The organism is Aquamicrobium terrae (genome assembly GCF_052978165.1).
Genome location: NZ_JBRKLZ010000001.1, coordinates 711,332 through 736,097 on the forward strand (window position 1 = coordinate 711,332; position 24,766 = coordinate 736,097).

Consider the following 24,766-nt stretch of genomic DNA (forward strand, 5'->3'; position numbering starts at 1 on the left):
CAGAATCACTTAATAGGACGCAAGCGTTGCCGTATTTTCATGGCCGAAATCCGGCTCTACGCCAAGCATCGCGGCCGAGCGGCGGATGATGTTGGCGACGATCGGAGCGGCGTTGAGGCCGGCGGTCGCGCCCATGCCCGGCTTCTCCGATTGCGGCTCGTCGATGACCGACAGCACGATATATTGCGGGTCGTCCATCGGGAACGCGGCGAGGAAGGCGTTGAAGCGCTTGCCGCTGACATAGCGTCCGTTAACCACCTTCTCGGCCGTGCCGGTCTTGCCGCCGACGCGGTAGCCGGGCACCTCGGCGCGCTTGCCGGAGCCCTTTTCGGCGTTGAGGCGATAGAGATAGCGCATGTCGGCGCTGGTCTTCTCGTTGATGACGCGCTTGGCGTTCGCCATCGCCTCCTCGGCGCTACGCATCAGGAAGGTCGGGTTCATCAGGTAGCCGCCGTTCATCAGCGCCGCTGCGCCTACCGCCGTCTGCAAGGGCGTGGTGGTAAAACCATGGCCGAAAGAAGCGGTTATCGAATGAACCTTCTTCCAAACCTTCGGCTCGACCGGCCGCGCCACTTCCGGCAGCTCGGTCTGCATCCGCTCCAGGATTCCGAGGCGGTGCAGGAATTCGCGGTGTCCCTCGATGCCGACGATATCGGCCTCGCGGGCAGAGCCGATGTTGGAGGAGTAGATGAACACCTCCGGCAGCGTCAGCACCCGGCCCTTGCCGTGGAAGTCGCGGATGGTCTGGCGGCCGATGGTGATGGGCCGCGTCGCGTCGAAGGTCGAGTTCAGGGTTGCCTTGCCGGAATCCAGCGCCATGGCGGTGGTGAAGCTCTTCACCGTCGAGCCCATCTCGTAGAGGCCCGCCGACATGCGGTTGAGGCGGTCCTTGTCCTGCGCATGGATCGGATTGTTGGGGTCGAAATCCGGCACCGAGGCCATGGCGACGACCTCGCCGGTCTTGGCGTTCAGCACCACGGCGCCGGCGGCGATCGCCTTGTAGCGATCCATGGCGGCGGTGATCTCGTCATGCACGATGTGCTGCACGCGCAGGTCGATCGACAGGCGCACCGGGGCCAGGTCCTTCGGCAGCGCAAGGCCGCTCTGCTGCAGGTCGGCCAGCCCCTGCCCGTCTATGTACTTCTCGAGGCCGGAAATGCCCTGGTTGTCGATATTGGTGAGACCGACGATATAGGCGGTGGTCGGGCCGGCCGGGTAGAAACGCCGCGTCTCTGTGCGGAAACCGACGCCGGGAATGCCGAGCTGCATGATCTCGCTCTGCTGGCGCGGCGTGAGCTGGCGCTGGAGCCAGACGAAGCCGGCGCCGCTTTTCAGCTTGTTGTAGGTCTGCTCGTAGTCGATCTCCGGCAGCACCGTGGACAGCTTCTCGATCGCCTCGTCGGCATCGACGATGTGGCGCGGCTCGGCGAATAGCGAAGACGTCTTGATGTCGGTCGCCAGCACCTCGCCGTTGCGATCGACGATATCGGGGCGCGCCGCCGTCACCCGGCTTGCGGGCGCACCGGAGGGCATCGGGTCCTGGAAGCCGAGATAGACGAGGCGTCCGCCGATGATGGCATAGATGCCGAAGAACACCGCCATGGTCATGACCACGCGGTTGCGCGTGCGCCCGCCGGTCGACTTGCGGGCCGAATCCATCACGATGGAGGTGTCGTCGGCCGGCTGGCGCGTGCGCCGGAAGGGATTGAGCATGCCGATCATTCGACGGCTCCGGTCTGGGTTGGATCGATAAGCTTGCCTGCGGCATCGGCGGCGGTGATGTCCTCGATGGTCAGCGGCCGCTGCGGCAGGCTGTCCACGCGGGCGAACTGATGCGGCGTGGCCGGTTCCAGCCCGAGCTGGTCCTGATAGCGCTCGACCAGCCTTTGCAGCCGCCCCGGCTGGGTAAGCAGGCTCCAGTCAGCCTTCAGCAAGTCGATGGTTTCTTCCTCGGTGCGGATCTGCGCCTGAATCTTGCGCACCGTGGCAAGCTGCTCGCCGGCATCGCGCTTGATCGTGTAGGTCATGGCTGCCGCGGCCACCATGACGCCTATCAGGACGATATCGCTGGTGCGGAACATGATCTCACCTCTCTCCCGAAATGGCGGGAAGCTTTGGAAGCCCGAAAACCGAAGGATCGTCGCCGCGTGGCGATGCGTCTGTGCGCACCGCCGCCCGCAGCCTTGCCGAGCGGGCGCGCGGATTGCGCTCGACTTCCGCCTCGCCGGGCGCGATGCCGCCGCCCTTGCGCATGAAGGTCGCCACCTTCACCACGACCTGCGGCAGATGGCGCGAGCCGGCGACCGTCTCGTCGCGGTCGGCAAGGAAGCGCTTGACGATGCGGTCCTCCAGCGAATGGAAGGTCACCACCACCAGCCGCCCGCCGGGCTTCAGCGCCCTTTCGGCCGCGACCAGCGCGCGCGACAGCTCGCCCAGTTCGTCGTTGACATAGATGCGCAGCGCCTGGAACACGCGCGTGGCGGGATGGATCTTGTCCTTGGGCGAGCGCCCGACCAGCGTCTCGATGGCGTCGGCCAGTTCCAGCGTGCGGGTGAAGGGTCGCTTCTCCCGCCGCGCCTCGATCATGCGGGCGATGCGCCCGGCATGGCGCTCCTCGCCCAGCAGCCCGAAGATGCGGGTGAGGTCCGAAGCCTTGTAGGTGTTGACGATATCGGCGGCAGTCGGCCCCGCCTGCGCCATGCGCATGTCGAGCGGCCCGTCGGCGCGGAAGGAAAAGCCGCGCTCGGCCTGATCGAGTTGCATGGACGAAACGCCGATGTCGAGCACCACGCCGTCGACCTGCTCCACATGTTCGTCGAGCGAGGAGAACGGCGCCTGCACCAGCCGCAGCCGGCCCTCATGCCCGGCTTCCAGCGCCCTGCCCGCGGCGATGGCGTCGGGATCGCGATCGATGGCGACGACGGATGCGCCGGTGGCGAGGATGGCGCGCGTGTAGCCGCCGGCCCCGAACGTGCCGTCGATGATCACCTCGCCCGGCTTCGGCGCAAGCGCCGCGATGACTTCGTCGAGCAGGACCGGAAGGTGCGGCGCTTCGGCGTCGGAACCGGTCGTCATCACGCCTGCCCTCCGCTTGCCGCCTGCCTGAGTTTCAGAAGCCGCTCGCGCACCTTCGCGCCATGCGCAGCCAGCCGCTCCGGCTCCCAGATCTGGAAGAACCGGCCTCGCCCAACGAAAGCCACCTCCTGGCCGATACCCGTATGCTCGCGAATGAAGTCCGTCACCGTGATGCGCCCGTCCTGATCCAGCTTCAGGAAGGCGCCGTCGCCATGGCAGAAGAAGGACATGTCGTCCGCCGCCTGCCGGAAAGGGTCTTCCTGCGCGATGCGCTGCTCGTAGCGGTCGAGCAGGTCGAGCCCGCCGACATCCATGGCCGGCTGATCCAGGCACCTCAGCGCATAGAGTTCCGCATAGCCCCGCTTGAGCACCACGGCGCGGAAATGGGCCGGCACCGACACCCGTCCCTTGGCGTCGATCCGGTTCACAGAGCTTGACAGAAAACGGTCCATGACGCGCTACAGCCGCTTTTGCCGCCGCACCCCTTTCCATCGTCGCACCCGCGCCGCCGCGGTGCGGTCCCTCGTCCACGTTCCAGCCATCCGTCGCGCAGGCGCGCGCCATCGCACGAACGGCCGCCGCGGCCGCCCATCCGGCATACGCTTCACCCTGACACGAAACGAAAGCTTGAAACTGCAAATGGGATAACATGGGGGTTTATGGGCGTCAACGGGAACAACTTGCACGATCACACCGCCCGGCCCCACCTCGGCGGACACCTGCGGTATCCTCCTTTATCTTCCATTAAGCCTAACGAAGTGTTTAGATTTTCCCGCCGCGCCCGCATGCGCGCCCCGGCCGCGAAGGCCGGAGCGATGCACAATGCGCAGGTAAGGAGACAAGGTGCCAGCCGGCCTGTAAGCCGGGTTCTGTATGGCCTCCGCGCCTTGCGGCGCGGAAACGTGGCGGCCATTCATCTTGGGCGCCCGTTGCCGGACGCCTCACGCAACCTACCCGGACGGCGGGCTGGAAACAGCCCCCGAGGGTCGCCCCTCGCGCCGCCCCTATTCGGTCTTGCTCCCGGTGGGGTTTACCGTGCCGCTTCCGTTACCGGTCGCGCGGTGGGCTCTTACCCCACCCTTTCACCCTTGCCGCACAAAATGCGCGGCGGTTTGCTTTCTGTGGCACTTTCCCTAGGGTTACCCCCGCCGGCTGTTAGCCGGCACCGTGTTTCCATGGAGCCCGGACTTTCCTCACCCGCAGCCTTTCGGCATCATGGGGTGCGGCCGCCCGGCCGGCTGGCAGATGCGTATAAAGGTATTCCGCAGCCAAAAGGCAACAGAAAAGCTGCCGCCACCCTCAGCTTGAAGGGGCGAGCGAGGCGATATGCACCTTCACCTTGCTGCAATAGGCGGAAGAAACCGGGTTCATCCGTTTGGCGGCATGGCCGGCATTGTATTTGAGAATCGTGCCGCAGGTCGTGCCGCCGCCCAGATTGTGAGCCTTCGCCAGGTACTTCATGCCGTACTTTATATTGGTATCGGGGTTGAAAAGGCCCTTCGCGGAACCGCTGTAGCCCATCATGCGGGCCGTGGACGGCTTGATCTGCATGAGGCCGATCTCGCCGGCACTGCCGACCACGTTCGGACGATAATTGCTTTCCACCTTGACCACGGCATGGGCGAGCGAAACCGGAACGCCATAGGCCACGGCATAGTGGTCGATGATCTTGGAATAGGTGGTGCCGGTGGTTTCGACTGCCACGCTGGCCGTGCGCGAAGACCGCTTCACGACCTTCGTCGACTTCGCTGCCTTCTTGGAAACCGCAGGCTTCTTGGAAACCGCCTTTTTGGAAACCACCTTCCTGGATGCCGCCTTTTTCGTGGGTGCCGCCTTCTTCGCAACTGCCTGCTCGGGCTTTGCCTCGGCCTTTTCGGTTTCGGCCGCCTTCTTCACGACGAGGCCGCGCCCGCCGAGTTGCGGGTCGAAACGGTCTGCCATGGCAGAGCCTGAGGCAACAGTGAGCATAGCGGCAGCAACAGCTGCCGTAAAAACGGTCAACTTCTTCATTTGGTCCTGTTCTGTATCAGGCGCGCAAGGAAAAGTGCGCGCCGGGGGCTTCGACGCGACCGGGAGTTACTTGGGGCATGTCCGGCCGGCTCGGGCATTCCTCTGGAGTGAGATGCCGGGCCAAAAATGGCAGCGCCGTTCAATTTGAATTAAATTATATTACAACGAAAACGATAGTGCTGCTTATTCAAGATCTTGCGCGACGGAAGCCAGAAGTCGCTCGAGGGTACGAAATGTGGAACCGTCGGCGATCCCATCCACCAGGCGGGGCCGAAAATGGCGCTGGAACGCCTCGACGACGATGCGCGTCTGCGCATCGTAGGCGCCGGTGATCTCCACTCCATAGCCGTAGAGCGCCAGCATGGACTGCAGTTTTTCCACGTCCGGCCCGCTGTCGCCCTCGCCAAGGCACGGCCCCGAAGAGATCGGCGACGGCTCGACCAGATGGCCGACACCCGCCTCGAACAGGCTCTGCCAGGGAAACTTCTCGCCCGGGTCGACCTTGCGCCCCGGGGCGACGTCGGAATGGGCAAGCACCTGCACCGGCGGCACCCGATGCCGCGCGACGATGCCCCGGCACAGCGCGATGACGGCCTCGATCTGCCGTTCCGGAAAAGGGGCATAGCCCAGTTCATGGCCCGGATTGACGATCTCGATGCCGACCGAACAGGAGTTTATGTCGTTCACGCCCCGCCACGAGCTCTTGCCGGCATGCCAGGCGCGATCGCTCTCGCGCACCATCTGCACGATGCGCCCGTCCTCATGCACCAGGTAGTGCGACGAGACCTCGCTTTCGGGATCGCACAGCCGCTCCTCGGCCGCATGGCCGCTCGCCATGCCGGTGTAGTGCAGGATGATCATGTCCGGGCGCTGCCCGTCGCGCCTCGGCCCGAAATTGGGCGAAACCCTGACTTCCGCTCCTGGATGGTCGGGGGCGAAGCCGCTCATGCCGCCTGCAGGCTCCGCTCGATGATCTCGTAGGCGGCATTGATGGCCGCCAGCCGCGTGGTGGCGATGGCGATGAATTCCTGCGGCAGCCCGCGCCCCATCAGCTTGTCAGGATGGTTTTCCGCCACCAGCCGGCGATAGTGCTTCTTCACTTCGGCCAGCGGCCGGCCGCGTTCGATGCCGAGCACGACATAGGGATCGGCGACGCCAAGCTGGACATGGCGCGCAAGTATCGTCTGGTAGTGGTCTTCCGCGATGCTGAAGATCTCGGCCACCCGATGCAGGAAGCCTTCCTCGCGTTCATGCAGGACGCCGTCGGCGGTTGCGATGTAGAACAACCCGTCGAGTATGTCCTCCAGCATCATGCAATTAGGGCCGCCATTGCCGCAGAGCCCCGCCATCTGCCGCGCATAGGCTTCGAAACCGGCCGTATCGCGCTTGGCGAGGTCATAGAGGCGGGCGACATTGTGCGCCTCCTGCGGCGGCACCTCGAAAATCGCCTGGAAGGCCCGCACCTCGTCCTGCGTGACGACGCCGTCGGCCTTGGCCATCTTGGCGGAAAGCGCGATCATGGCGACTGAAAACGCCACTTTCCGGCGCAGTTCGGGGTCGCCTGCAAACAGGGTGCGCACCGCCTCCACCATGTCGGCCACTCCGGCCGCCGTAGAGGAGGAAAGACGCTGGATGAAATCGCCAATGCGGTTCCAGATGGACATGGGGGCTGTTTAGAGCATCGAATCGAAAAGGGGAATCACTCCCACAAAAAAAGCCGGCGCGAAAAAGGCCGGCATGAAAAAGGGCCGGCAAGGCCGGCCCCTTCGGGAGGATGGCAGCAGAGCTTATTCCGCAGGCTGAGGCGTTGCATCGGGCTGCGAGCCGCCGTCGCTCGGCGCCGGCGTGATGCTCTGCGTGGTCGAGCCATCCGTGGCCGGAGGCGTGGCGGGAGCCGTGGAATCGGGAGTCATCGGCTGCTCGCCCGCCGGCGGCGTGGTGCTCTGCGTCGTAGTGGCGTCGGAACCGCTGTCGCTGCACGCGGCGATGCCGAACAGTGCCAGAGCGGAAACCGATGCAAGAACGAGCTTCTTCATTTTATGTCTCCTTACAAACATTCACACCCCCGCCTCATGGACGGTTGCAAATGTAATGCCGAAAGACGCTATCTGTTTCATAACGTTGCGTTTCGGCCTGTAACAGCTTCTTGCGGCGGCCACTCCGGCCTATTCGACGGAACGTATTTCATCCGCCTCGAAGTTGCCTTGAATCATCGCATGAGCTTCCAGACTCCAAATCTGTGCAGTACGGCGCAAGCCTTTGCTTTTGCATTATTATCGGCAATGATCTTCTATTCTTGCCCGCCCGGCGGGTTGAGCGCCGCCACCAAGGCCGACACCAGAAGCTCCGGCCCGTAGCCGAGCTTCTTCGGCGTCAGCCCCATGCGCACCACCACCATGCGTTGTGAAGGGATAACGGCAACCGTCTGCCCGTCATGGCCCTTCAGCCAGAACGTATCTGCCGGCACGCCCATCCGGCTGCCATTGCCGCCCGGCACCTCCAGCCAGACCTGGCCCCGGCCATAGACGCCATCCGAGGCCGGCGCCGGCTCGCGCATCCAGGACACGAAGCCCGGCGGCAATATCTGCTCGCCGCTCCACACGCCGCCCTGCAACAGGAACTGGCCAAGGCGTGCCCAGTCGCGGGCGGTGGCATAAATGTAGGAGGAACCGACGAAAGTGCCGCTCTCATCTGCCTCGATCACCGCGCTGTCCATGCCGAGCGGCGAAAACAGCGCCCGGCGCGGCCATTGCAGCGCCTCGCCGGCATCGCCCAGAGCCTCCTGCCACAGCCGCGAAAGCAGCACGGCGGTTCCGCTCGAATAGGAAAACACCTCGCCCACCGGCGCCGCCAGCGGCTTGGCGCCGGCGAAGCCCGCCATATCCGGTTCCAGATAGAGCATGCGGGTCACATCGGTGACATCGCCATAATCCTCGTTGAACTCGAGGCCGCTCGACATGGCCATCAGGTCGGCAAGAGTGATCGCCGCGCGCCCGTCCGCCTCCCAGCCTGGAAGCAGGCGGCCCTTCTCTAGCGACATCCTGCCGTCGCGCAGCAGCGTGCCGATGATCGCGGCATTCACCGTCTTGGACATGGACCAGCCGAGCAGGGGCGTATCCGCTGAGAAACCCTCGCCATAGCGTTCGCCGGCGATGCGCCCGTCACGCACCACCACGATGGCCCGCAGGCCCTCGCCCGCAAGGTTGTCGTCGGCCAGAACGGCGGCAACCTCCGCCGTGGCCGGCTCGACCCGTTCACCCTCGGGCCACGCCGCATCCGGCGGCGGCGACGGCATCGGCATATCCGGCAATTGCGCAGCACTGGCCCGCGCCAGGTCGCCGTCCGGCACATTGGCGCAGCCGAGCCCGCCGCGCGCCACAGCCACGCTCTCGCCCAGAAAGCCGAGCAGCCCGGCGCGCACGACCTTTTCGTCCCGGTCCACCGAAACCCGCATCAGCTTCAGCAGCGGGTGGCCCGGCGCCTGCACATCCACTTCCAGCACCTGTTGCGGGTCGCGGCCGGCAAGGAAGACATTGGAGCAGACGATCTTGGCGGCATAGCCGGAACCGACGCGGATCAGTTCCGGCGGCGCCGCATAAAGCCACGCGAACAGCCCGACAATGGCGACGAGAAGGAGCAGCACCAGCGTCCGCAACAGTCTGAAGATCAGCCGCATCGCTTCCCGCCCCTCGATTCGCCGCGCATTTCCCCTCATATTTGCGGTTCTGCCGGTGGCCATCAACCGAATATCAACCATGTTCGGCAATCACCGGGACAGGGCAATTCCAGAAAACGGAAGCGCTCCGAAGCGGCTCGGGCATCCACCGCAGCCATCAACGGGTTTGGGGAACACGATGCGCCGACTTGCACCGCTTCTTGCACTGGCTCTGCTCGGCGCCTGTTCCGCCACGCTGGAGGACATGGCTCCGACAGGCGCGCCCTCCGCATCGACGCCGGCCGGCACCGCCGGCAAGGCGCCCCGCTTCGGAGACAGCGACCCCCACGACTGGCAGGGCGCAGCACCTTGGCACTATGCCGTGCACGGAACCGACGTCTCCAAATACCAGACCTCGGTCGACTGGAATCAGGCCAAGGCGGCCGGCATCTCCTTTGCCTTCATCAAGGCGACGGAGGGCGGCGACCGGCTGGACGACTATTTCAAGCAGCACTGGCGCGACGCCAAGGCGGCCGGCGTGCCGCGCGGCGCCTATCATTTCTACTATTTCTGCCGGCCGGCGGCCGAGCAGGCGCGCTGGTTCATCGCCAATGTGCCGAAGGACCCCGCCGCGCTGCCGCCGGTGCTCGACATGGAGTGGAACCCGCATTCGCCGACCTGCAGGCTGCGCCCGCCGCATGAAACGGTCCGCCGCGAAATGTCCATCTTCCTGTCCATCGTCGAGAAGCACTACGGCAAGAAGCCTATCATCTACACCTCGATCGACTTCTTCGACGACAACAAGCTTTCGACCTTCCACGGCTATCCCTACTGGCTGCGTTCGGTCGCCGGCCACCCTTCCATGCGCTATGGCTCGCACCCCTTCACCTTCTGGCAATATACGGGCACCGGCATCGTGCCAGGCATCAGGGGCAATGCCGACATCAACGTCTTCAACGGCACCCAGGCCGCCTGGCAGAAATGGCTGCGGCAGAACACCCGTTGACAGCGTAAAGCCAATCGCATTCATGGTTCCGGCCATGGCCCATGCCCGCTTTTCGACATAAGCGGCGGCCATAGAGCACGCCTTGAGAGCAATTCCAGCAAAAGTGCGAAGCGGTTTTGCGTTCGGAATTGCGTCAAAATTAAAGGATTGGAGCGTTTCTGCGATTCGGAGAAATGCGGAAATGCTCCAAAGAGGCACTGCCCCAAACCGTCGAGCCGGAAGGACACCCATGCGACCGCCTATTCTTGCCATCGCCACGCTGCTGACGGCATTTTCCGGAGTTGCCGCCGCCCAGGAATGCGGCATCGATTTCGAGGCTTGGAAGCAGGGCGTGGCCGAAGAAGCCCGCGCCGCCGGCGTCGGCGAAGCCGGCCTGGGGGCGCTGCAGGGGGCCGACATCGACACCCGCGTTCTGGCCCGCGACCGCTCGCAAGGCGTGTTCTCGCAGACCTTCGTCGAGTTCTCCGGCCGCATGATCTCGGACTACCGCCTCAAGCACGGCGCGGCCAACATGCGCAAATACGCCTCCGTCTTCGACCGGGCCGAGCAGGAATACGGCGCGCCGGCGCCGGTCATCACCGCCTTCTGGGCGCTGGAAACCGATTTCGGCGCCGTGCAGGGCGATTTCCCGACGCTCAACGCGCTGGTGACGCTGGCCCATGATTGCCGCCGCCCGCAACTGTTCCGCCCGCATCTGGTGCCGCTGCTGACCCTGATTGACCGGGGCGTGCTGCCCGCCGACGTCAAGGGCGCCTGGGCCGGCGAGATCGGCCAGACCCAGATCCTTCCGGCGGATTATCTCAACAACGGTGTCGATGGCGACAATGACGGCATCGTCGACCTGCGCAACAGCGCCCCCGACGCCATCATGACGACGGCCAAGAAGATCCAGTCGCGCGGCTGGGTCCCCGGCCAGCCGTGGATCGAGGAGGTTCGCCTCCCCGACGACCTGCCCTGGGAAGAGACCAGCCGCACCAACAAGCTGCCCATTTCGCGCTGGAACGAATGGGGCGTGACCTATCGCGACGGCAGCCCGCTGGAGGACAACGGCCTGACCGCCGGCCTCGCCCTGCCCATGGGCCGCAAGGGTCCCGCCTTCTTCACCTATGATAATTTCGAAGTCTACCTGAAGTGGAACCAGTCCTTCACCTACGCGCTGACGGCGGCCGTGCTTGCCACGCGCCTCGACGGTGCGCCGCCCTACGATCCGCGTTCGCCGGAGCCGGGCCTCAGCATGGAGCAGATGAAGGAATTGCAGCGCAAGCTGGAGGCCAGGGGCCACGATGTCGGAACCGTGGACGGCATCCTCGGCACCAACACCCGCGATGCGGTGCGCCAGGAGCAGATGCGCCTCGGCTTCGCCGTCGACGGATGGCCGACCCCCGACCTTCTGATGAAGCTGTAGGCCGGCCGCCGGGACCGAATCCGGGTTGCCGCCCCAGGCCGCATCCGCCGAAAGCGGTAGCGGGCAACCGGGCGGCGAAATGCCGGATTTACGGATTCCAACCGCACCCTGTCACAATTTATGCACAAAGCTTAAGGGCATTTTCGCCAGCAATTTCAACGCACGTACGGAAAACGATCCACAAATCCGCCGCAATGCAGCAAAATTTTCGCTTGTCTGTTGGCCGAATATTTCTAGATTCCATGAATAGCTTTTCAGAAGGAGGCTATCCATGGGACTTACAAGGCCGCTAAACGCATTGATAGTTTGCGCCGCTTTCGCTTTCGTCGGCGCTCTGATCATAGGCGTTCTTCCTTGACCCGCATAAGCCGGTAGGCCAGTTAAAAAGACCCAGTACCTGAAAACATGGATCAAGCGAAAGGCCGGGCTCCACCCCCGGCCTTTCTTGATTCTGCCTTATCAAAGGTTCGAAACGACCTTTCAGGCCGCGGCGGACTTCGCACTGGTACCCTCGTTCGGGCGCGGGCGGATGCCGATCATATGGCACACGGCATAGGCGAGGTCGGCCCGGTTCATGGTGTAGAAGTGGAAATCCCCCACCCCGCGCTCGATCAGGTCCTGCACCTGCTCGGCGGCCACGGCGGCGGCGACGAGCGCGTGGGTCTGCGGGTCGGCCTCCAGCCCGTCGAAGCGCTCGCGCAGCCACGCCGGCACGTGCGCGCCGGCCCGCGCCGAGAAATTGGCGACCTGCACGATGTTGTGCACCGGCAATATGCCCGGCACGATGGGGATATAGATGCCCGCCCGGCGTACCCGCTCGACATACCGCTCATAGATGTCGTTGTCGAAGAAGAACTGGGTGATCGCCCGCGTGGCGCCATTGTCGACCTTGCGCTTGAGCATGTCGATGTCGGTGGCGAAATCCGGGCTCTCGGGATGCTTTTCCGGATAGGCGGAAACGGAAATGTCGAAATCGCCCTGGCGGCGCAGCGCCGCCACCATTTCCGCGCCGTTGGCATAGCCTTGCGGATGCGGCTGGTAGCCGGTGCCGACGCCGGAGGCCGGGTCGCCGCGCAACGCCACGAAGCGCTTCACGCCGAGTTCCGCGAACTGGCGGATCACCGCATCGACCTCGTCGCGCGACGCGTCGATGCAGGTCAGGTGCGCGGCGGGCGCAAGATGCGTCTGATGCAGGATGCGGGCGACGGTGCGCGCCGTGCGCTCGCGCGTCGAGCCGCCGGCGCCATAGGTCACCGACACGAAATCCGGGTGCAGCGGCTTCAGGCGGGTGACGGTCTCCCACAGGCGCGTTTCCATCTCGTCCGTCTTCGGCGGGAAGAATTCGAAGGAAACGCGGATGCTGTCGCCGAGATCGGGGCGACGCGAGAAACGGAACTGACTCATCAGGCAACTTCCCCGATCTGGGCTGCATGTAGGGTTTGTGCGGGATCGGCGATCAGCAGGCGCCGATCGCGGCCGAGCCACAGCTTGACGGTGAGCTTGGCGCCGTTGTTGCCGCGCGGCTCGAACTCCTGGCTGCTTTCAAGGTCGAGCCCCGCTTCAGCGAACCATTCCTCGATCTGCTTGTCCGAGAAGCCGAGCCGCTGGTGGGCGTGCTCCTCACGCAGGAATTCCAGCGTGTGCGGCGCGAAATCGACGATGATCAGCCGGCCGGACGGACGCAGCAGCCGCGCCGCCTCGGCGATGGCGCGGGCGGGATCGTCGAGATAGTGCAGCACCTGGTGGATGGTGACGAGGTCATAGGCATCGCGCTCGACCGGCGGCGCGAAGATATCGCCCTGCCGCACCTGCGCATTGGTGATGCCGGCGTGGTCCAGATTGGCGCGCGCCACGGCCAGCATCTCGCGCGACATGTCGATGCCGACGCCGCGCCGGTAGAGCGGGGCGAGAATCTCGAGCAGCCGCCCGGTGCCGGTGCCGAGGTCGAGCATGGACTGGAACGGTCGCTTCCCGACCAGCTCCAGCAGCGCCGCCTCCACGGCCCTGTCGGGCACATGCAGGGAGCGGATCTCATCCCAGCTCGCGGCGTTCTGCGAAAAATACTCCGTCGCCCTCTCCTGCCGCCGGCGCTTCACCGTGGCGAGCCGCTCCATGTCGCGCTCGACCTGCGGATCGGCGGTATCGATGCCGGCGATCAGCCGTAGCACGAAGGCGCGCGCCATATCCTGGTCGGAAAGGCGGAAGAACGCCCACGAGCCCTCCTGGTAGCGGCCGATCAGTCCCGCTTCCATGAGCAGCTTGAGATGGCGCGAGACGCGCGGCTGCGACTGGCTGAGGATTTCGGTAAGGTCGGAGACGGTGAGGTCGCCCTGCGCCAGCAGCACGAGGATGCGCAGCCGGCTGGATTCGGCAGCCGCCTTCAATGTATCTACCATCGTATCGAGCGCGACGTTCATGTCCTTGCCCATCCGGAAAGCCACTCAAGAAAGATATAAAGATATGTTTATGTCATTTTCGGCAAAAGCGCAATGGGTGATTTGCTCTGCCCTGTGGATGGGCGGGAGGCGCTAGCCATGTTCGAGCCACGCACGGACGAACGGACCCTGGCTGACGATCCCGCGCGGATGGAGCCAGACGGCCATGTCGTCTTCATCGGCCGCATTGCCTCCCCGTGGACGGAGCGCGCGGACTGCCCGAAGAACATGCGCCAGGCGCGCGAGCGCAATGCGACGGCGACTCTTGTGCTGGACCCCGCCTATCGGGAAGGCCTTGCCGGGCTCGAAGGCTACAGCCACGTCCATATCCTGACCTGGCTGCACCATGCGCCGCGGAATCTGATTGTCCAGAAACCGCGCCATGCGCCTGATGCCAAAGGTGTTTTCGCGCTGCGCTCGCCGGCGCGGCCGAACCCCATCGGACTGCATACGGCCAGGATCGTCCATATCGATGCCGGGACAGGCACGGTGGAACTCGACGCCATCGACGCGTTGGACGGCACGCCGGTGCTCGATATCAAGCCCTATTTCCCCTCCGTCGATGCCATCGCCGAAGCGGCAATCCCCAGCAGGGACCCTGCATGAATCGCGCCACCGGGCGGCAAAAAACCATCGCCAAGGCGCTGACCGCGCTGCTGCCGACGGCGCCCTATGCCGATATCGAGAAGATCCGCGCGGAAGCGGGCGCTCCGCATCTCAAGGCCCTGCCCGCTTCGATCGCCGTATGGCTGGCGACGGTCGCCCATATCCGCCATGCCCACACCGACTACGAGAAGCTTCTGGCCGAAGGCTACGACCGCGATTCGGCCCGCTTCTTCGTCGTCGACGAAATCAATTCATGGCTGACGAAGTGGCGCGCCACGCGGCTGCTCGACCCGGACGACGACGAGGTTTGAATTCCCGCGTCAGCCCTTGCGCACGGCCACGATGAACAGCCGCTTGAACCCGAGCAGCACCTTGCCGTCGGCCTGCACGGCATAAGCTTCGCTTACCCGTTCCAGATAGCGCGCCAGGAACGCCTGCCGCTCGCCCTCGTCGAGCACATCCAGATAGGGCTTCAGCCCGGTCGACTTCACCCATTCCATGATCGCTTCCGGCCCGGCAAGCGGATGGTTGTAGTGGGTGTGCCAGATATCCAGCCGGCCGCACAGCGGCTTCAGCAGATCGTAGTAATAGCCGACCGGCGACAGGGGCGCCCGACCGGCGCCGGCCATCTTGGCGGCAAACGGCATTTCGGCGGCCGTCTCGCGCATCAGCCGGTGCGAGGGCTCGCCCAGATTGTCCGGCATCTGCACGGCCAGCGTGCCGCCGGGCGCAAGCTGGTCCATCAGCCGCACCAGAACCTGCGGATGGTTGGGCAGCCACTGGAACACGGCATTGGCGAACAGCACGTCCACCTTTTCCGCCGGCGTCCAGCTTTCGGCATCCGCCAGCTCGAAGCTGACACCCGGCAAGCGCTTGCGGGCCTTTTCCAGCATGTCCGGCGAGGTGTCGATGCCGGAAACCTCGGCCTGCGGCCAGCGCTCGACCAGCAGCTCCGTGGAATTGCCCGGCCCGCAGCCTATGTCGACCACACGCCCGGGCTCGACCGCCGGCACCTGCGCCACCAGGTCGCGAGAGGGGCGGGTGCGCTCGTCCTCGAACTTCAGATATTGCGTCGCCGACCAGTCCTGCATGGTTTCCCTCCCGGCAAAAGCAAAAACGCCCCGCTTCTGGCGGGGCGTTCGGAGCAAAGATCAGCGCGTCAGGCGCTTGTAGGTCATGCGATGCGGGTTGACCGCCTCGGGGCCGAGCCTGCGGATCTTGTCCTGTTCGTAGTCCTCGAAGTTACCCTCGAACCATTCGACATGGCTGTCGCCCTCGAAGGCGAGGATGTGCGTCGCCAGACGGTCGAGGAACATGCGGTCGTGCGAGATGATGACGGCGCAGCCGGCATAGTTCTCCAGCGCGTCCTCCAGCGCCGCCAGCGTCTCGGTGTCGAGGTCGTTGGTCGGCTCGTCGAGCAGCAGGACGTTGCCGCCGTTGCGCAGCATCTTGGCCAGGTGCACACGGTTGCGCTGGCCGCCCGACAGGTTGCCCACCTTCTGCTGCTGGTCCTGCCCCCGGAAGTTGAAGGACGAGCAGTAGGCGCGGGTGTTGGCGTCGAACTTGCCGAGCTTGACCACTTCGGCGCCGCCGGAAATCTCTTCCCACACGGTCTTGTTGGGGTCGAGCGCATCGCGGCTCTGGTCGACATAGCCGAGCTTGACCGTCTCGCCGATACGGACCGTGCCGGCATCCGGCTTTTCCTGTCCGGTGATCATCTTGAACAGCGTGGTCTTGCCGGCACCGTTGGGGCCGATGACGCCGACGATGCCGCCGGGCGGCAGCTTGAACGACAGGTCCTCGATCAGAAGCTCGTCGCCGAAGCCCTTCGACAGGCCCTCGACCTCGATGACGACATTGCCCAGCCGCTCGCCATAGGGGATGACGATCTGGGTGTCGCTCGGACGGCGGTTGTTGGCCTGTTCCAGAAGTTCCTCGAACGCCTTGATACGCGCCTTGGACTTGGTCTGGCGGGCCTTGGGGCTCGACTGGATCCACTCGCGCTCGCGGCCGATGGCGCGCTGGCGCGCGTCGTCCTCGCGGCCCTCCTGCTTGAGGCGCTTGGCCTTGGCTTCCAGATATTTGGTGTAGTTGCCCTCATAGGGGATGCCGCGGCCACGGTCGAGCTCAAGAATCCAGCCGGTGACGTTGTCGAGGAAGTAGCGGTCGTGGGTGATGAGCAGCACCGAGCCCTTGTAGGCGCGCAGGTGCTTTTCCAGCCACGCCGTGGTCTCGGCGTCGAGGTGGTTGGTCGGTTCGTCGAGCAGCAGCAGGTCCGGCTCTTCCAGCAGCAGGCGGCACAGCGCCACGCGGCGGCGCTCGCCGCCCGAAAGCTTGGTCACGTCGGCGTCCTTGGGCGGACAGGCCAGCGCGTCCATCGCCATCTCGACCTGCTGCTCGAGGTCCCACAGGTTCAGGCGGTCCATCTCGTCCTGAAGCCTGGCCGATTCTTCCGCCGTCTCGTCGGAATAGTTCATCATCAGCTCGTTGTAGCGCTCGATGATGGCCGTCTTCTTCGCAACACCGTACATGACGTTCTCGAACACAGTCTTGGACGGATCGAGCTGCGGCTCCTGCGCGAGGTAGCCGACGGTCGCGCCCTCGGCCAGCCAGGCCTCGCCGGTGTACTCCTTGTCGAGCCCGGCCATGATCTTGAGGATGGTCGACTTGCCGGCGCCGTTCGGGCCCAGGATGCCGATCTTGGCATCCGGGTAGAAGGAAAGATGGATGTTCTCCAGCACCTTCTTGGTGCCGTAGGCCTTGTTGAGGCCGGCCATGTGATAGATGAACTGGCGTGCCACGCGCGCTATTCCTTGAATAAGGGTGATTGGGGGTCGCGCGCTATGTAGGCGAAAGACCGCCGCGGGGCAATGCCCAAGCTCGTCCCGCGACCCTTGCTGCGGCAGATGCCGGCCGCCGCGTCAGGGTTTTATGTAGGTATAGCCCTGCTGTTCCAGATAGCTGAGCTCGGCCACGCCGGAAGGCACGATATCGTCCTCGAACACCTCGAACAGGTCGTTTTCATAGTCGATCTTGCGGCTGGTGAGCGTGTTGTTGCACACCAGAAACGACACGTTCTGCGTCTTGAGGCTGGTGACGGCCGATTGCAGGGACAAATCGTCCTGCGCCGCCATCAAAAGCTTCACGCCGTCGCCATGCAGCACGACCTTCACGTCGATATTGTCGTTGCCCACCGCATTGACATGGTTCTGTACATTGACCAGCGCCGCCTTGTAGGCCTTGCTCTCCGGCCCGCCATCGCCATTGATATGGTAGACCACTTTCTGCTTGCCGTATTTTTCCGCCGCGCCAGCATGGCCGACGACAGCGATAGCGGACAGGATTGCCATGACGAGCACCGCACCGATCTTGAATTTCATCCCGATTTCCTCCTCTGAACGATACATCGATATATCATGTTATTTGCATGTTAAACCCATCATGCGGAATTCGCCACCTGCCGCTGTCGCCGGCGAAAGGCGGGCGACTGCTCCGCATCGGCAAGAAAGCGCCAGTGGAAAAGGCGGAAACAGGATATGACCTTCGACGGAAGACGCACCCTCACCTCCCCGACGGGAGCGGCGCTGAACCTTTATGTCGAGCACGCAACGGCGCCTGCCCGTGGCGTCGTGCAGATCAATCACGGTCTTGCCGAACATGCCGCGCGCTATGCGCCGTTCGCCGATTTCCTCAGCCAGCGCGGCTATCATGTCTATGCGCATGACCATCGCGGCCACGGCTTCACCCGCGCGCCCGATGCACCGCCCGGCCGCTTCGCCGGACAGGATGGGGTCGAAGCGCTGGTGGCCGACGTCAATGCCGTTCACGACCTCATCGCCCAGGACCATGCCGGCCTGCCCGTTGTCGTCTTCGGCCATTCCATGGGCGGCATGATCGCGCTCAACTATGTGCTGCGCCATTCGCGCCGCATCGATGCGGCGGCCGTGTGGAACTCCAATTTCCAGGCCGGCCTGCCGGCACTGGCCGCAAGGGCGATTCTGGCATGGGAACGCTTCCGCCTCGGCTCCGACGTGCCCTCGCGCCTGTTGCCGAAGCTCACCTTCGAGGCGTGGGGCAAGGCCGTCCCCGGGCATCGCACCTTCTTCGACTGGCTGTCGCGCGACCCGAAACAGGTGGATGCCTATATCGCCGACCCGCTCTGCGGCTGGAACGGCTCGGTCTCGCTGTGGCTGGACCTGTTCCGCCTTGCCGGCAACGGGGCGGCCGACGCGAATTTCGGCGACGTGCGCAAGGACCTGCCCTTCCATCTGGTCGGCGGCGCGCACGACCCAGCCACCGATGGCGGCAGGAGCGTCAACCGCCTTGCCGGCCGCCTGCGGCGCATGGGCTTCTCCGACGTGGCCGCGACCATCTATCCCGACACCCGCCATGAGAGCCTCAACGAGGTCAACCGCGAGTTGGTCATGAACGACTTCGCCTCCTGGCTCGACCGGGTTTGCCCCCGCGACGAAGCCGGCTCGGCAGGCCCGCGCGCCCGTCAGGCTGGCCCATTGCATGGCACGTGACAGGATCGGCAAGGCTTGCTAGAGCATGGCACCCGAAGGCGGGAACCGGTTTCGGGACAATGACATGCGCAAACCCTCCCGATGCAGTGAGTAGTCCATGGCCCCTCCTCCGCTGAAAGGCGTCCGCGTCATCGAACTGGCCCGCATCCTGGCCGGACCGTGGGCCGGGCAGGTGCTGGCCGATCTCGGTGCCGACGTCATCAAGGTGGAAAGCCCGCAGGGCGACGATACCCGCAAATGGGGACCGCCCTTCGTCATGGGCGCGGACGGCGAGAACCTTTCGGCCGCCTACTACCATTCCTGCAATCGCGGCAAGCGCTCCGTGACGATCGATTTCTCCACGCCGGAAGGCGCGGAGACGGTGTGCAGGCTGGTGGCCGACGCGGACGTCCTCATCGAGAATTTCAAGCTCGGCGGCCTGAAGAAATACGGCCTCGACTACGAGAGCCTGAAGACCGTCAACCCGAAGCTGATCTATTGCTCGATCACCGGCTTCGGCCAGGACGGCCCCTACGCGCCGCGCGCCGGCTACGACTTCATCGTGCAGGGCATGTCGGGCCTGATGTCGATCACCGGCGAGCCGGATCGCGAACCGCAGAAGGTGGGCGTCGCCGTCACCGACATCTTCACCGGCCTCTATTCGGTCATCGCCATCCAGGCCGCCCTTCGCCATGCCGAAAGGACCGGCGAAGGCCAGCATATCGACATGGCCTTGCTCGACACGCAGGTGTCGGTGCTGGCGAACCAGAACCTCAACTATCTGGTATCCGGCAACGCGCCGAACCGCATGGGCAATGCCCATCCCAACATCGCCCCCTACGAGGTGCTGCCGGTCAAGGACGGGCATTTTATCCTCGCCGTCGGCAATGACAGCCAGTTCGCCAAGTTCTGCGCCGTGATCGGCCGCGCCGAACTGGCCGCCGACCCGGCCTTCGCCACCAACGCGGCGCGCGTGGCCAATCGCAAGGACCTGCGGGAACATATGGTTCCGGCGCTGGCCGCCTTCGCACGCGCCGATATCCTCGCGGCGCTGGAAAAGGCCGGCGTTCCCGCCAGCCCCATCAACGACATCGGCCAGACCTTCGCCGATCCGCAGGTGGTGGCACGCGGCATGCGCCTCGACCTCGACGACGGCCACGGCAACAGCCTGCCGTCTGTGCGGGCGCCGATGGTGATGTCGGCCACGCCGCTCGCCTATGAGCGTTCCTCGCCGCGCCTTGGCGAGCATACACAGGAAATCCTGGCCGAACTGGAGCGGAAGACGCGATGAAGACGGGTGGACAACTGATCGTCGAGGCGCTGGAGGCCAATGGCGCCGACCGTATATTCTGCGTGCCGGGCGAGAGCTATCTCGCCGTGCTCGATGCGCTGCACGATTCCAGCATCCGCACCTTCGTGTGCCGTCAGGAAGGCGGCGCCGCCATGATGGCCGACTGTCAGGGCCGTCTGACCGGCCGGCCCGGCATCTGCTTCGTCACGCGCGGTCCCGGCGCCACAAACGCCTCTGCCGGCGTGCACATCGCCATGCAGGATTCCATTCCCATGATCCTGTTCATCGGCCAGATCGCCGGCCACGCCAAATATCGCGAGGCATTCCAGGAAGTCGACTATCACGCCTTCTTCGGCGACATCGCCAAATGGGTGGTCGAGATCGACGATGCCGCGCGCATTCCCGAACTGGTCACCCGCGCCTTCGCCGTCGCCACCTCGGGACGCCCCGGCCCGGTCATCGTCTCGCTGCCGGAAGACATGCTGGCGAGCGAGGTCGAAGCCCCGGCTGCGCGGCCGTTCACGCCGGTCGAGACCCGGCCGGGCGAAGCAGAGCTGGACGAACTGGAAAAGCTGCTCGGCGAAGCCAGGCGCCCCTTCGTCATTCTCGGCGGCACGCGCTGGAGCGAAGACGCAGTCGGCCATATGCAGGAAATCTCGGAAAGCTGGGCGCTGCCGGTCGGCGTCTCCTTCCGCCGCCAGATGCTGTTCGATCATCTGCACGGGAACTATGCCGGCGATGTCGGCATCGGGCTCAACCCGAAGCTTGCCGCGCGCGTGAAGGAGGCAGACCTGATCCTGCTGATCGGCGGGCGCTTCGGCGAAATGCCGTCATCCGACTACACGCTGATGAAAAGCCCCTACCCGGACCAGAAGCTGGTGCATGTCCATGTCGACGCCAACGAGCTTGGCCGCGTCTACCGCCCGACATTGGCGATCAACGCCTCGCCCGCCGCCTTCGTCGAAGCATTTTCGAAGCGAAAGGGACCGGCATCGCCCGGCTGGGCCGGCGAAACGGAGCAGGCCCATGCCGACTACCTCGCCTGGTCCACCCCTCCGACGACCGGCCCCGGCGCGGTGCGGATAGGCCCGATCATGGATTATCTCGAAGGCGTGCTGCCGGAAGATGCTATCATCTGCAACGGTGCCGGCAACTTCGCCACATGGATGCACCGCTTCCACCGCTTCCGCCGCTTCAACACGCAGGCGGCCCCCACCTCCGGCTCGATGGGCTATGGCGTTCCGGCCGGCGTCGGCGCGAAAAGCGTGTTTCCAGAACGCGAAGTGATCGTATGGGCCGGCGACGGTGATTTCCTGATGCACGGGCAGGAATTTGCGACGGCCGTCCAGTATGATCTGCCGGTGATCGTCGTCATCCTGAACAACGGCATATACGGTACCATCCGCATGCATCAGGAGCGCGAATATCCCGGCCGCGTTTCCGGCACCAGCCTGAAAAACCCGGATTTCGCCGCCTATGCGCGCGCCTTTGGCGGCCACGGCGAGACGGTGGAGAAGACCGAAGACTTCGCCGCCGCCTTCGAGCGGGCACGGGCAAGCGGCAAACCGGCAATCATCGAGGTCAAGCTCGACCCCGAGGCGATCACGCCGGCCCGTACGCTGACCGACATTCGCGAGAAGCGGTAGCCGACCCTCCTTCTTCCCTTGTGGGAAAGTGCCTGAGCGCAGCGAAGGCGGATGAGGGGTTTCTTGCCGGCATCCGGTCGAAGCCACCCCTCATCCGTCTCGGCGCTTCGCGCCGATCTACCTTCTCCCACAAGGGGAGAAGGGAAAAGGGGATCAGACCACCGCCAGCGCCTGCGCCAGATCGGCGACCAGATCGTCGGGATGCTCCACGCCGATCGACAGGCGGATGGTGGTGTCGAGCACGCCGATGCGCTGGCGAACCTCCACCGGCACCCCCGAATGGGTCATCGCCGCCGGATGGCTGGCAAGCGACTCCGTGCCGCCGAGGCTGACGGCCAGCTTGAACACCTGCAATGCATTGAGGAACGCGAAAGCCGCCTTCTCGCCGCCGCGAATGTCGAAGGAAAAGGTCGAGCCGGCGCCACTGCACTGGGCCTTGAACACCCTTGCGGCCGGCGTCTCGGGGTCGAGGAACGGCAGATAATGCACCTTGTCCACCTTGGCATGGTCGCGCAGGAACTGCGCCACGACATGCGCATTGGCGTCGGCCTTCTCCATGCGCAGCGCCAGCGTTTCCAGCGAGCGGCCGAGCATCCAGCAGGAATGCGGATCGAGCTGCGTGCCGATGGCGCCGCGCAGCGCCTTGATCGGCTTGATGACCTCCTTCGCGCCCATCGCCGCACCGGCAATCAGGTCGGAATGGCCGCCGACATATTTGGTGAGCGAGTAGAGCGACACGTCCGCGCCCAGTTCCACCGGGCGCTGGAAGACCGGCCCGAGCATCGTGTTGTCGCACATCACTATCGGCCGGTGGCCCTGCGATTGCCCCAGTTCGTCGGCCACCGCCTTCATCAGCGCCAGGTCGATGACGCTGTTGATCGGGTTGGACGGCGTTTCCACCAGGATGATCGACACCTTGCCCTTGGCCGCCGCTTCCTTCGCCGCCCTGCGCACCGCCTCGCCGTCGACGCCGTCGGAGAAGCCGACCGCGCCGATGTCGAGCCCGGCCAGCGTGCGCGACAGAAGCGTCTCCGTGCCGCCATAGAGCGGCTGCGAATGCAGGATCACGTCGCCCGGCCGCGCATAGGCCAGCACGGCGGTGGCGATGGCCGACATGCCGGAGGAGAACAGCACGCAGCTTTGCGCGTTCTCGTACACCGCCAGCCGGTCCTCGACGATCTCGCTGTTGGGATGGTTGAAGCGCGAATAGACCAGTCCCGCCGCGGCCCCCTGCGGCGGCTCCTTGCGCCCGGAGGTGTAGTCGAAGAAGTCGCGCCCCTCCTCGGCCGAGTGGAACACGAAGGTCGAGGTGAGGAACACCGGCGGCTTCACCGAGCCTTCCGAAAGCAGCGGATCGTAACCGTAGCTCAGCATCATCGTTTCGGGATGCAGCTTGTGATTGCCGATATGGGTTCTGGAAGGTTTTGGCGCGGTCATGGCGATCCCCCGGCGGCCTTGCGGCCTGACGTGTCGATGTTCTCGCACCGGGTTCCGCCGGAAAACGATTTTTTCCCTTCGGCCGGTGCCTCTGCGCAATCTAGCCAAAGATTGCGGTGCAGTCCTTGCTATTTCCGACCGATCATGGCTGGAGTCACGCAATTCCAGCCCACGAAAGGCGGATAATGACGCAGAAAATTGCCGATGAATTCGACCGCAGGATCCTGAGCGAGTTGCAGGCCGACGCCCGCCTGCCGAACATCGAACTGGCCGAGCGGATCGGGCTGTCGCCCTCGCCCTGCCTGCGCCGCGTGCGGCGGCTGGAGGAAAGCGGCGTCATTCGCGGTTATACGACGCTGGTCGACCTCGCCGCCTTCGGCTGGACCATGACGGCCATCGCCACCATCCGCCTCGGCCACCAGAACGAAGACGACATCATCATGTTCGAACAGGCGGTGCGGGAATGGGACGAGGTTCTGGAATGCCATCTCGTCACCGGCTCGCGCGACTATCTGCTGAAAGTCGCCGCCTCGGACCTCGGCAACTATGAGCGCTTCATCAAGGAGAAGATCGCGCGCCTCAAATGCGTCGCCTCGATCGAAACCAGCTTCATCATGAGCACGATCAAGGAGCGGCGCATCTAAGCGCGGCTTGTCTTGCGAGAAAGGGGCGGCCACCCGCCTCTTTCCCAAGCAGAAGCTGCAAGTCCGCGCCTACTGCAACGCCTTGTCGGTAATCGCGGTCGTAAAGGCGCCCTCGGGCTCCTTGGAGACGATCTTCTGGTCGAGCAGCGCCTTGGCCGTGCGCTCATAGACGACCGGATCGAGCTTGCCGTCACCGATCAGCTTGGCCACCTCGCCCACCATGCGCTTCTGGTGGTTCTCGTCCTGCCCGCCGGCCTCCATCACCGCCTCGGCCGCCTCGTCCGGGTTCTCGACCGCATATTTCCAGCCCTTCATCGAGGCGCGCACGAAGCGCACCATCTTGTCCTCGAAGGCTGGGTCCTTGAGATTGTCCTCAAGCACATAGAGCCCGTCCTCGAGCAGGTCGTTGCCGAGTTCCGTATAGTTGAAGACCACGAGGTCCTCCGGCTTGAAGCCGGCATCGATGGCCTGCCAATATTCATTGTAGGTCATCACCGAAATGCAATCCGCCTGCTTCTGGATCAGCGGCTGCACGTCGAAGCTCTGCTTCAGCACCGTCACGCCATCCGGCCCGCCTTCCGTGGGGATGCCGAGCTTGTTCATCCAGGCATAGAACGGATATTCGTTGCCGAAGAACCACACGCCCAGCGTATGACCCTTGAAATCGGCTTCGGTCTGCACCGGCCCGTCCTTCGGGCAGATCAGTTGGAGGCCCGATTTGGCGAAAGGCTGGGCGATGTTGACGAGATTGACGCCCTTGTCGCGCGCGGCGAGGCCCGCCGCCATCCACGTCACGATCACATCGGCGCCGCCGCCGGCGATCACCTGCTCGGGCGCGATGTCCGGCCCGCCGTTCTTGATCTCGACGTCGAGCCCTTCCTCCTCGTAGAAGCCCTGCTCCTTGGCCACGAAGTAGCCGGCGAATTGGCCCTGCGCCACCCATTTGAGCTGGAGCACCACCTTGTCGGCGGCCATGGCCTGCGCGGCCGCCAGCGACATCGCCCCGGCAAGCAATGATACGAGCATTTTTCTCATTGTTCTCACCCTCTGA

General features: G+C 64.6%; 25 protein-coding genes and 1 other RNA gene. 8 read left to right on the forward strand and 18 right to left on the reverse strand.

Annotated features, from left to right (window positions below):
* Positions 1-9: 9 nt before the first annotated feature.
* From ACVCNR_RS03655 to ACVCNR_RS03700, 10 genes are all read right to left on the reverse strand, one after another.
* On the reverse strand, positions 10-1,722 hold the full coding sequence (locus tag ACVCNR_RS03655; protein ID WP_447073851.1) for a peptidoglycan D,D-transpeptidase FtsI family protein: 1,713 nt from the start codon (positions 1,720-1,722) through the stop codon (positions 10-12).
* Positions 1,719-2,081 (reverse strand): cell division protein FtsL, encoded by a 363-nt coding sequence (ftsL, locus tag ACVCNR_RS03660; protein WP_354191999.1) that lies wholly within the window; start codon positions 2,079-2,081, stop codon positions 1,719-1,721. The genes ACVCNR_RS03655 and ftsL overlap by 4 nt, the downstream gene beginning before the upstream one ends.
* Positions 2,082-2,085: 4 nt before the next feature.
* Entirely contained in the window at positions 2,086-3,075 is a 990-nt protein-coding gene (gene rsmH / locus ACVCNR_RS03665) for a 16S rRNA (cytosine(1402)-N(4))-methyltransferase RsmH (RefSeq protein ID WP_447073852.1), read from the reverse strand.
* Positions 3,075-3,527, reverse strand: a complete 453-nt coding sequence (mraZ, locus tag ACVCNR_RS03670; protein WP_447073853.1) for a division/cell wall cluster transcriptional repressor MraZ — start codon at positions 3,525-3,527, stop codon at positions 3,075-3,077. Before mraZ ends, rsmH begins: the two co-directional genes overlap by 1 nt.
* A 390-nt stretch (positions 3,528-3,917) precedes the next feature.
* An RNA gene (gene rnpB / locus ACVCNR_RS03675) (RNase P RNA component class A) lies at positions 3,918-4,317 on the reverse strand.
* Positions 4,318-4,374: 57 nt separating this feature from the next.
* Positions 4,375-5,016, reverse strand: coding sequence for a lytic transglycosylase domain-containing protein (locus tag ACVCNR_RS03680; RefSeq protein WP_447073854.1), 642 nt, complete (start codon positions 5,014-5,016; stop codon positions 4,375-4,377).
* Between the two features lie 252 nt (positions 5,017-5,268).
* Positions 5,269-6,033: an N-acetylmuramoyl-L-alanine amidase gene (locus ACVCNR_RS03685; RefSeq protein ID WP_447073855.1), complete on the reverse strand. Its 765-nt coding sequence runs from the start codon at positions 6,031-6,033 to the stop codon at positions 5,269-5,271.
* Positions 6,030-6,749, reverse strand: coding sequence for a TerB family tellurite resistance protein (locus ACVCNR_RS03690; RefSeq protein ID WP_354191994.1), 720 nt, complete (start codon positions 6,747-6,749; stop codon positions 6,030-6,032). The genes ACVCNR_RS03685 and ACVCNR_RS03690 overlap by 4 nt, the downstream gene beginning before the upstream one ends.
* 123 nt (positions 6,750-6,872) lie before the next feature.
* Positions 6,873-7,121 carry a hypothetical protein gene (locus ACVCNR_RS03695; RefSeq protein ID WP_354191993.1) on the reverse strand — a complete coding sequence of 83 codons (249 nt, stop codon included), beginning with the start codon at positions 7,119-7,121 and terminating at the stop codon, positions 6,873-6,875.
* A gap of 254 nt (positions 7,122-7,375) precedes the next feature.
* Positions 7,376-8,761, reverse strand: coding sequence for a serine hydrolase domain-containing protein (locus tag ACVCNR_RS03700; RefSeq protein ID WP_447073856.1), 1,386 nt, complete (start codon positions 8,759-8,761; stop codon positions 7,376-7,378).
* Between the two features lie 178 nt (positions 8,762-8,939).
* Between ACVCNR_RS03700 and ACVCNR_RS03705 the strand changes: the two genes are divergently transcribed.
* Together ACVCNR_RS03705 and ACVCNR_RS03710 are read left to right on the forward strand one after the other, a co-directional pair.
* Complete coding sequence (locus ACVCNR_RS03705) at positions 8,940-9,746, forward strand: glycoside hydrolase family 25 protein (RefSeq protein ID WP_354191990.1); 807 nt, start codon at positions 8,940-8,942, stop codon at positions 9,744-9,746.
* Between the two features lie 229 nt (positions 9,747-9,975).
* A complete protein-coding gene (locus tag ACVCNR_RS03710) occupies positions 9,976-11,151 on the forward strand; it encodes a lytic murein transglycosylase (protein WP_447073857.1) in 1,176 nt (391 codons plus the stop codon).
* A 111-nt stretch (positions 11,152-11,262) separates the two neighbouring features.
* Here ACVCNR_RS03710 and ACVCNR_RS03715 read toward each other — a convergent pair whose 3' ends face one another.
* The 3 genes from ACVCNR_RS03715 to ACVCNR_RS03725 form a co-directional block, all read right to left on the reverse strand.
* Positions 11,263-11,493, reverse strand: coding sequence for a hypothetical protein (locus ACVCNR_RS03715; RefSeq protein ID WP_447073858.1), 231 nt, complete (start codon positions 11,491-11,493; stop codon positions 11,263-11,265).
* Positions 11,494-11,631: 138 nt separating this feature from the next.
* A complete protein-coding gene (metF, locus tag ACVCNR_RS03720) occupies positions 11,632-12,555 on the reverse strand; it encodes a methylenetetrahydrofolate reductase [NAD(P)H] (protein ID WP_447073859.1) in 924 nt (307 codons plus the stop codon).
* Positions 12,555-13,568 (reverse strand): ArsR/SmtB family transcription factor, encoded by a 1,014-nt coding sequence (locus ACVCNR_RS03725; RefSeq protein WP_447073860.1) that lies wholly within the window; start codon positions 13,566-13,568, stop codon positions 12,555-12,557. Before ACVCNR_RS03725 ends, metF begins: the two co-directional genes overlap by 1 nt.
* A 117-nt stretch (positions 13,569-13,685) precedes the next feature.
* Between ACVCNR_RS03725 and tsaA the strand changes: the two genes are divergently transcribed.
* Entirely contained in the window at positions 13,686-14,192 is a 507-nt protein-coding gene (gene tsaA, locus ACVCNR_RS03730) for a tRNA (N6-threonylcarbamoyladenosine(37)-N6)-methyltransferase TrmO (RefSeq protein ID WP_354191985.1), read from the forward strand.
* Positions 14,189-14,503, forward strand: a complete 315-nt coding sequence (locus tag ACVCNR_RS03735) for a DUF2293 domain-containing protein (protein WP_447073861.1) — start codon at positions 14,189-14,191, stop codon at positions 14,501-14,503. The genes tsaA and ACVCNR_RS03735 overlap by 4 nt, the downstream gene beginning before the upstream one ends.
* 9 nt (positions 14,504-14,512) lie before the next feature.
* Here ACVCNR_RS03735 and tam read toward each other — a convergent pair whose 3' ends face one another.
* From tam to ACVCNR_RS03750, 3 genes are all read right to left on the reverse strand, one after another.
* The gene (gene tam / locus ACVCNR_RS03740; RefSeq protein WP_447073862.1) at positions 14,513-15,283 is read right to left on the reverse strand and encodes a trans-aconitate 2-methyltransferase; all 771 of its coding nucleotides are present in this window, start codon (positions 15,281-15,283) and stop codon (positions 14,513-14,515) included.
* Between the two features lie 60 nt (positions 15,284-15,343).
* Complete coding sequence (gene ettA / locus ACVCNR_RS03745) at positions 15,344-16,993, reverse strand: energy-dependent translational throttle protein EttA (protein ID WP_447073863.1); 1,650 nt, start codon at positions 16,991-16,993, stop codon at positions 15,344-15,346.
* 120 nt (positions 16,994-17,113) lie between these two features.
* The gene (locus tag ACVCNR_RS03750; protein WP_447073864.1) at positions 17,114-17,572 is read right to left on the reverse strand and encodes a DsrE family protein; all 459 of its coding nucleotides are present in this window, start codon (positions 17,570-17,572) and stop codon (positions 17,114-17,116) included.
* 156 nt (positions 17,573-17,728) lie between these two features.
* On the opposite strand from ACVCNR_RS03750, the gene ACVCNR_RS03755 reads away from it, so the two are divergent.
* The 3 genes from ACVCNR_RS03755 (at position 17,729) to ACVCNR_RS03765 (ending at position 21,634) form a co-directional block, all read left to right on the forward strand.
* Positions 17,729-18,718: an alpha/beta hydrolase gene (locus tag ACVCNR_RS03755; protein WP_447073865.1), complete on the forward strand. Its 990-nt coding sequence runs from the start codon at positions 17,729-17,731 to the stop codon at positions 18,716-18,718.
* Between the two features lie 97 nt (positions 18,719-18,815).
* On the forward strand, positions 18,816-19,988 hold the full coding sequence (locus tag ACVCNR_RS03760) for a CaiB/BaiF CoA transferase family protein (RefSeq protein WP_447073866.1): 1,173 nt from the start codon (positions 18,816-18,818) through the stop codon (positions 19,986-19,988).
* A complete protein-coding gene (locus ACVCNR_RS03765; RefSeq protein ID WP_447073867.1) occupies positions 19,985-21,634 on the forward strand; it encodes a thiamine pyrophosphate-binding protein in 1,650 nt (549 codons plus the stop codon). Before ACVCNR_RS03760 ends, ACVCNR_RS03765 begins: the two co-directional genes overlap by 4 nt.
* Before the next feature lie 153 nt (positions 21,635-21,787).
* On the opposite strand, the gene ACVCNR_RS03770 is transcribed toward ACVCNR_RS03765, so the two are convergent.
* Positions 21,788-23,071 (reverse strand): cystathionine gamma-synthase family protein, encoded by a 1,284-nt coding sequence (locus ACVCNR_RS03770; RefSeq protein WP_447073868.1) that lies wholly within the window; start codon positions 23,069-23,071, stop codon positions 21,788-21,790.
* Positions 23,072-23,256: 185 nt separating this feature from the next.
* Here ACVCNR_RS03770 and ACVCNR_RS03775 point away from each other — a divergent pair, with 185 nt between their 5' ends.
* Positions 23,257-23,715 (forward strand): Lrp/AsnC family transcriptional regulator, encoded by a 459-nt coding sequence (locus tag ACVCNR_RS03775; protein WP_354191976.1) that lies wholly within the window; start codon positions 23,257-23,259, stop codon positions 23,713-23,715.
* Between the two features lie 69 nt (positions 23,716-23,784).
* On the opposite strand, the gene ACVCNR_RS03780 is transcribed toward ACVCNR_RS03775, so the two are convergent.
* On the reverse strand, positions 23,785-24,750 hold the full coding sequence (locus ACVCNR_RS03780) for an ABC transporter substrate-binding protein (protein WP_354191975.1): 966 nt from the start codon (positions 24,748-24,750) through the stop codon (positions 23,785-23,787).
* Positions 24,751-24,766: the final 16 nt, after the last annotated feature.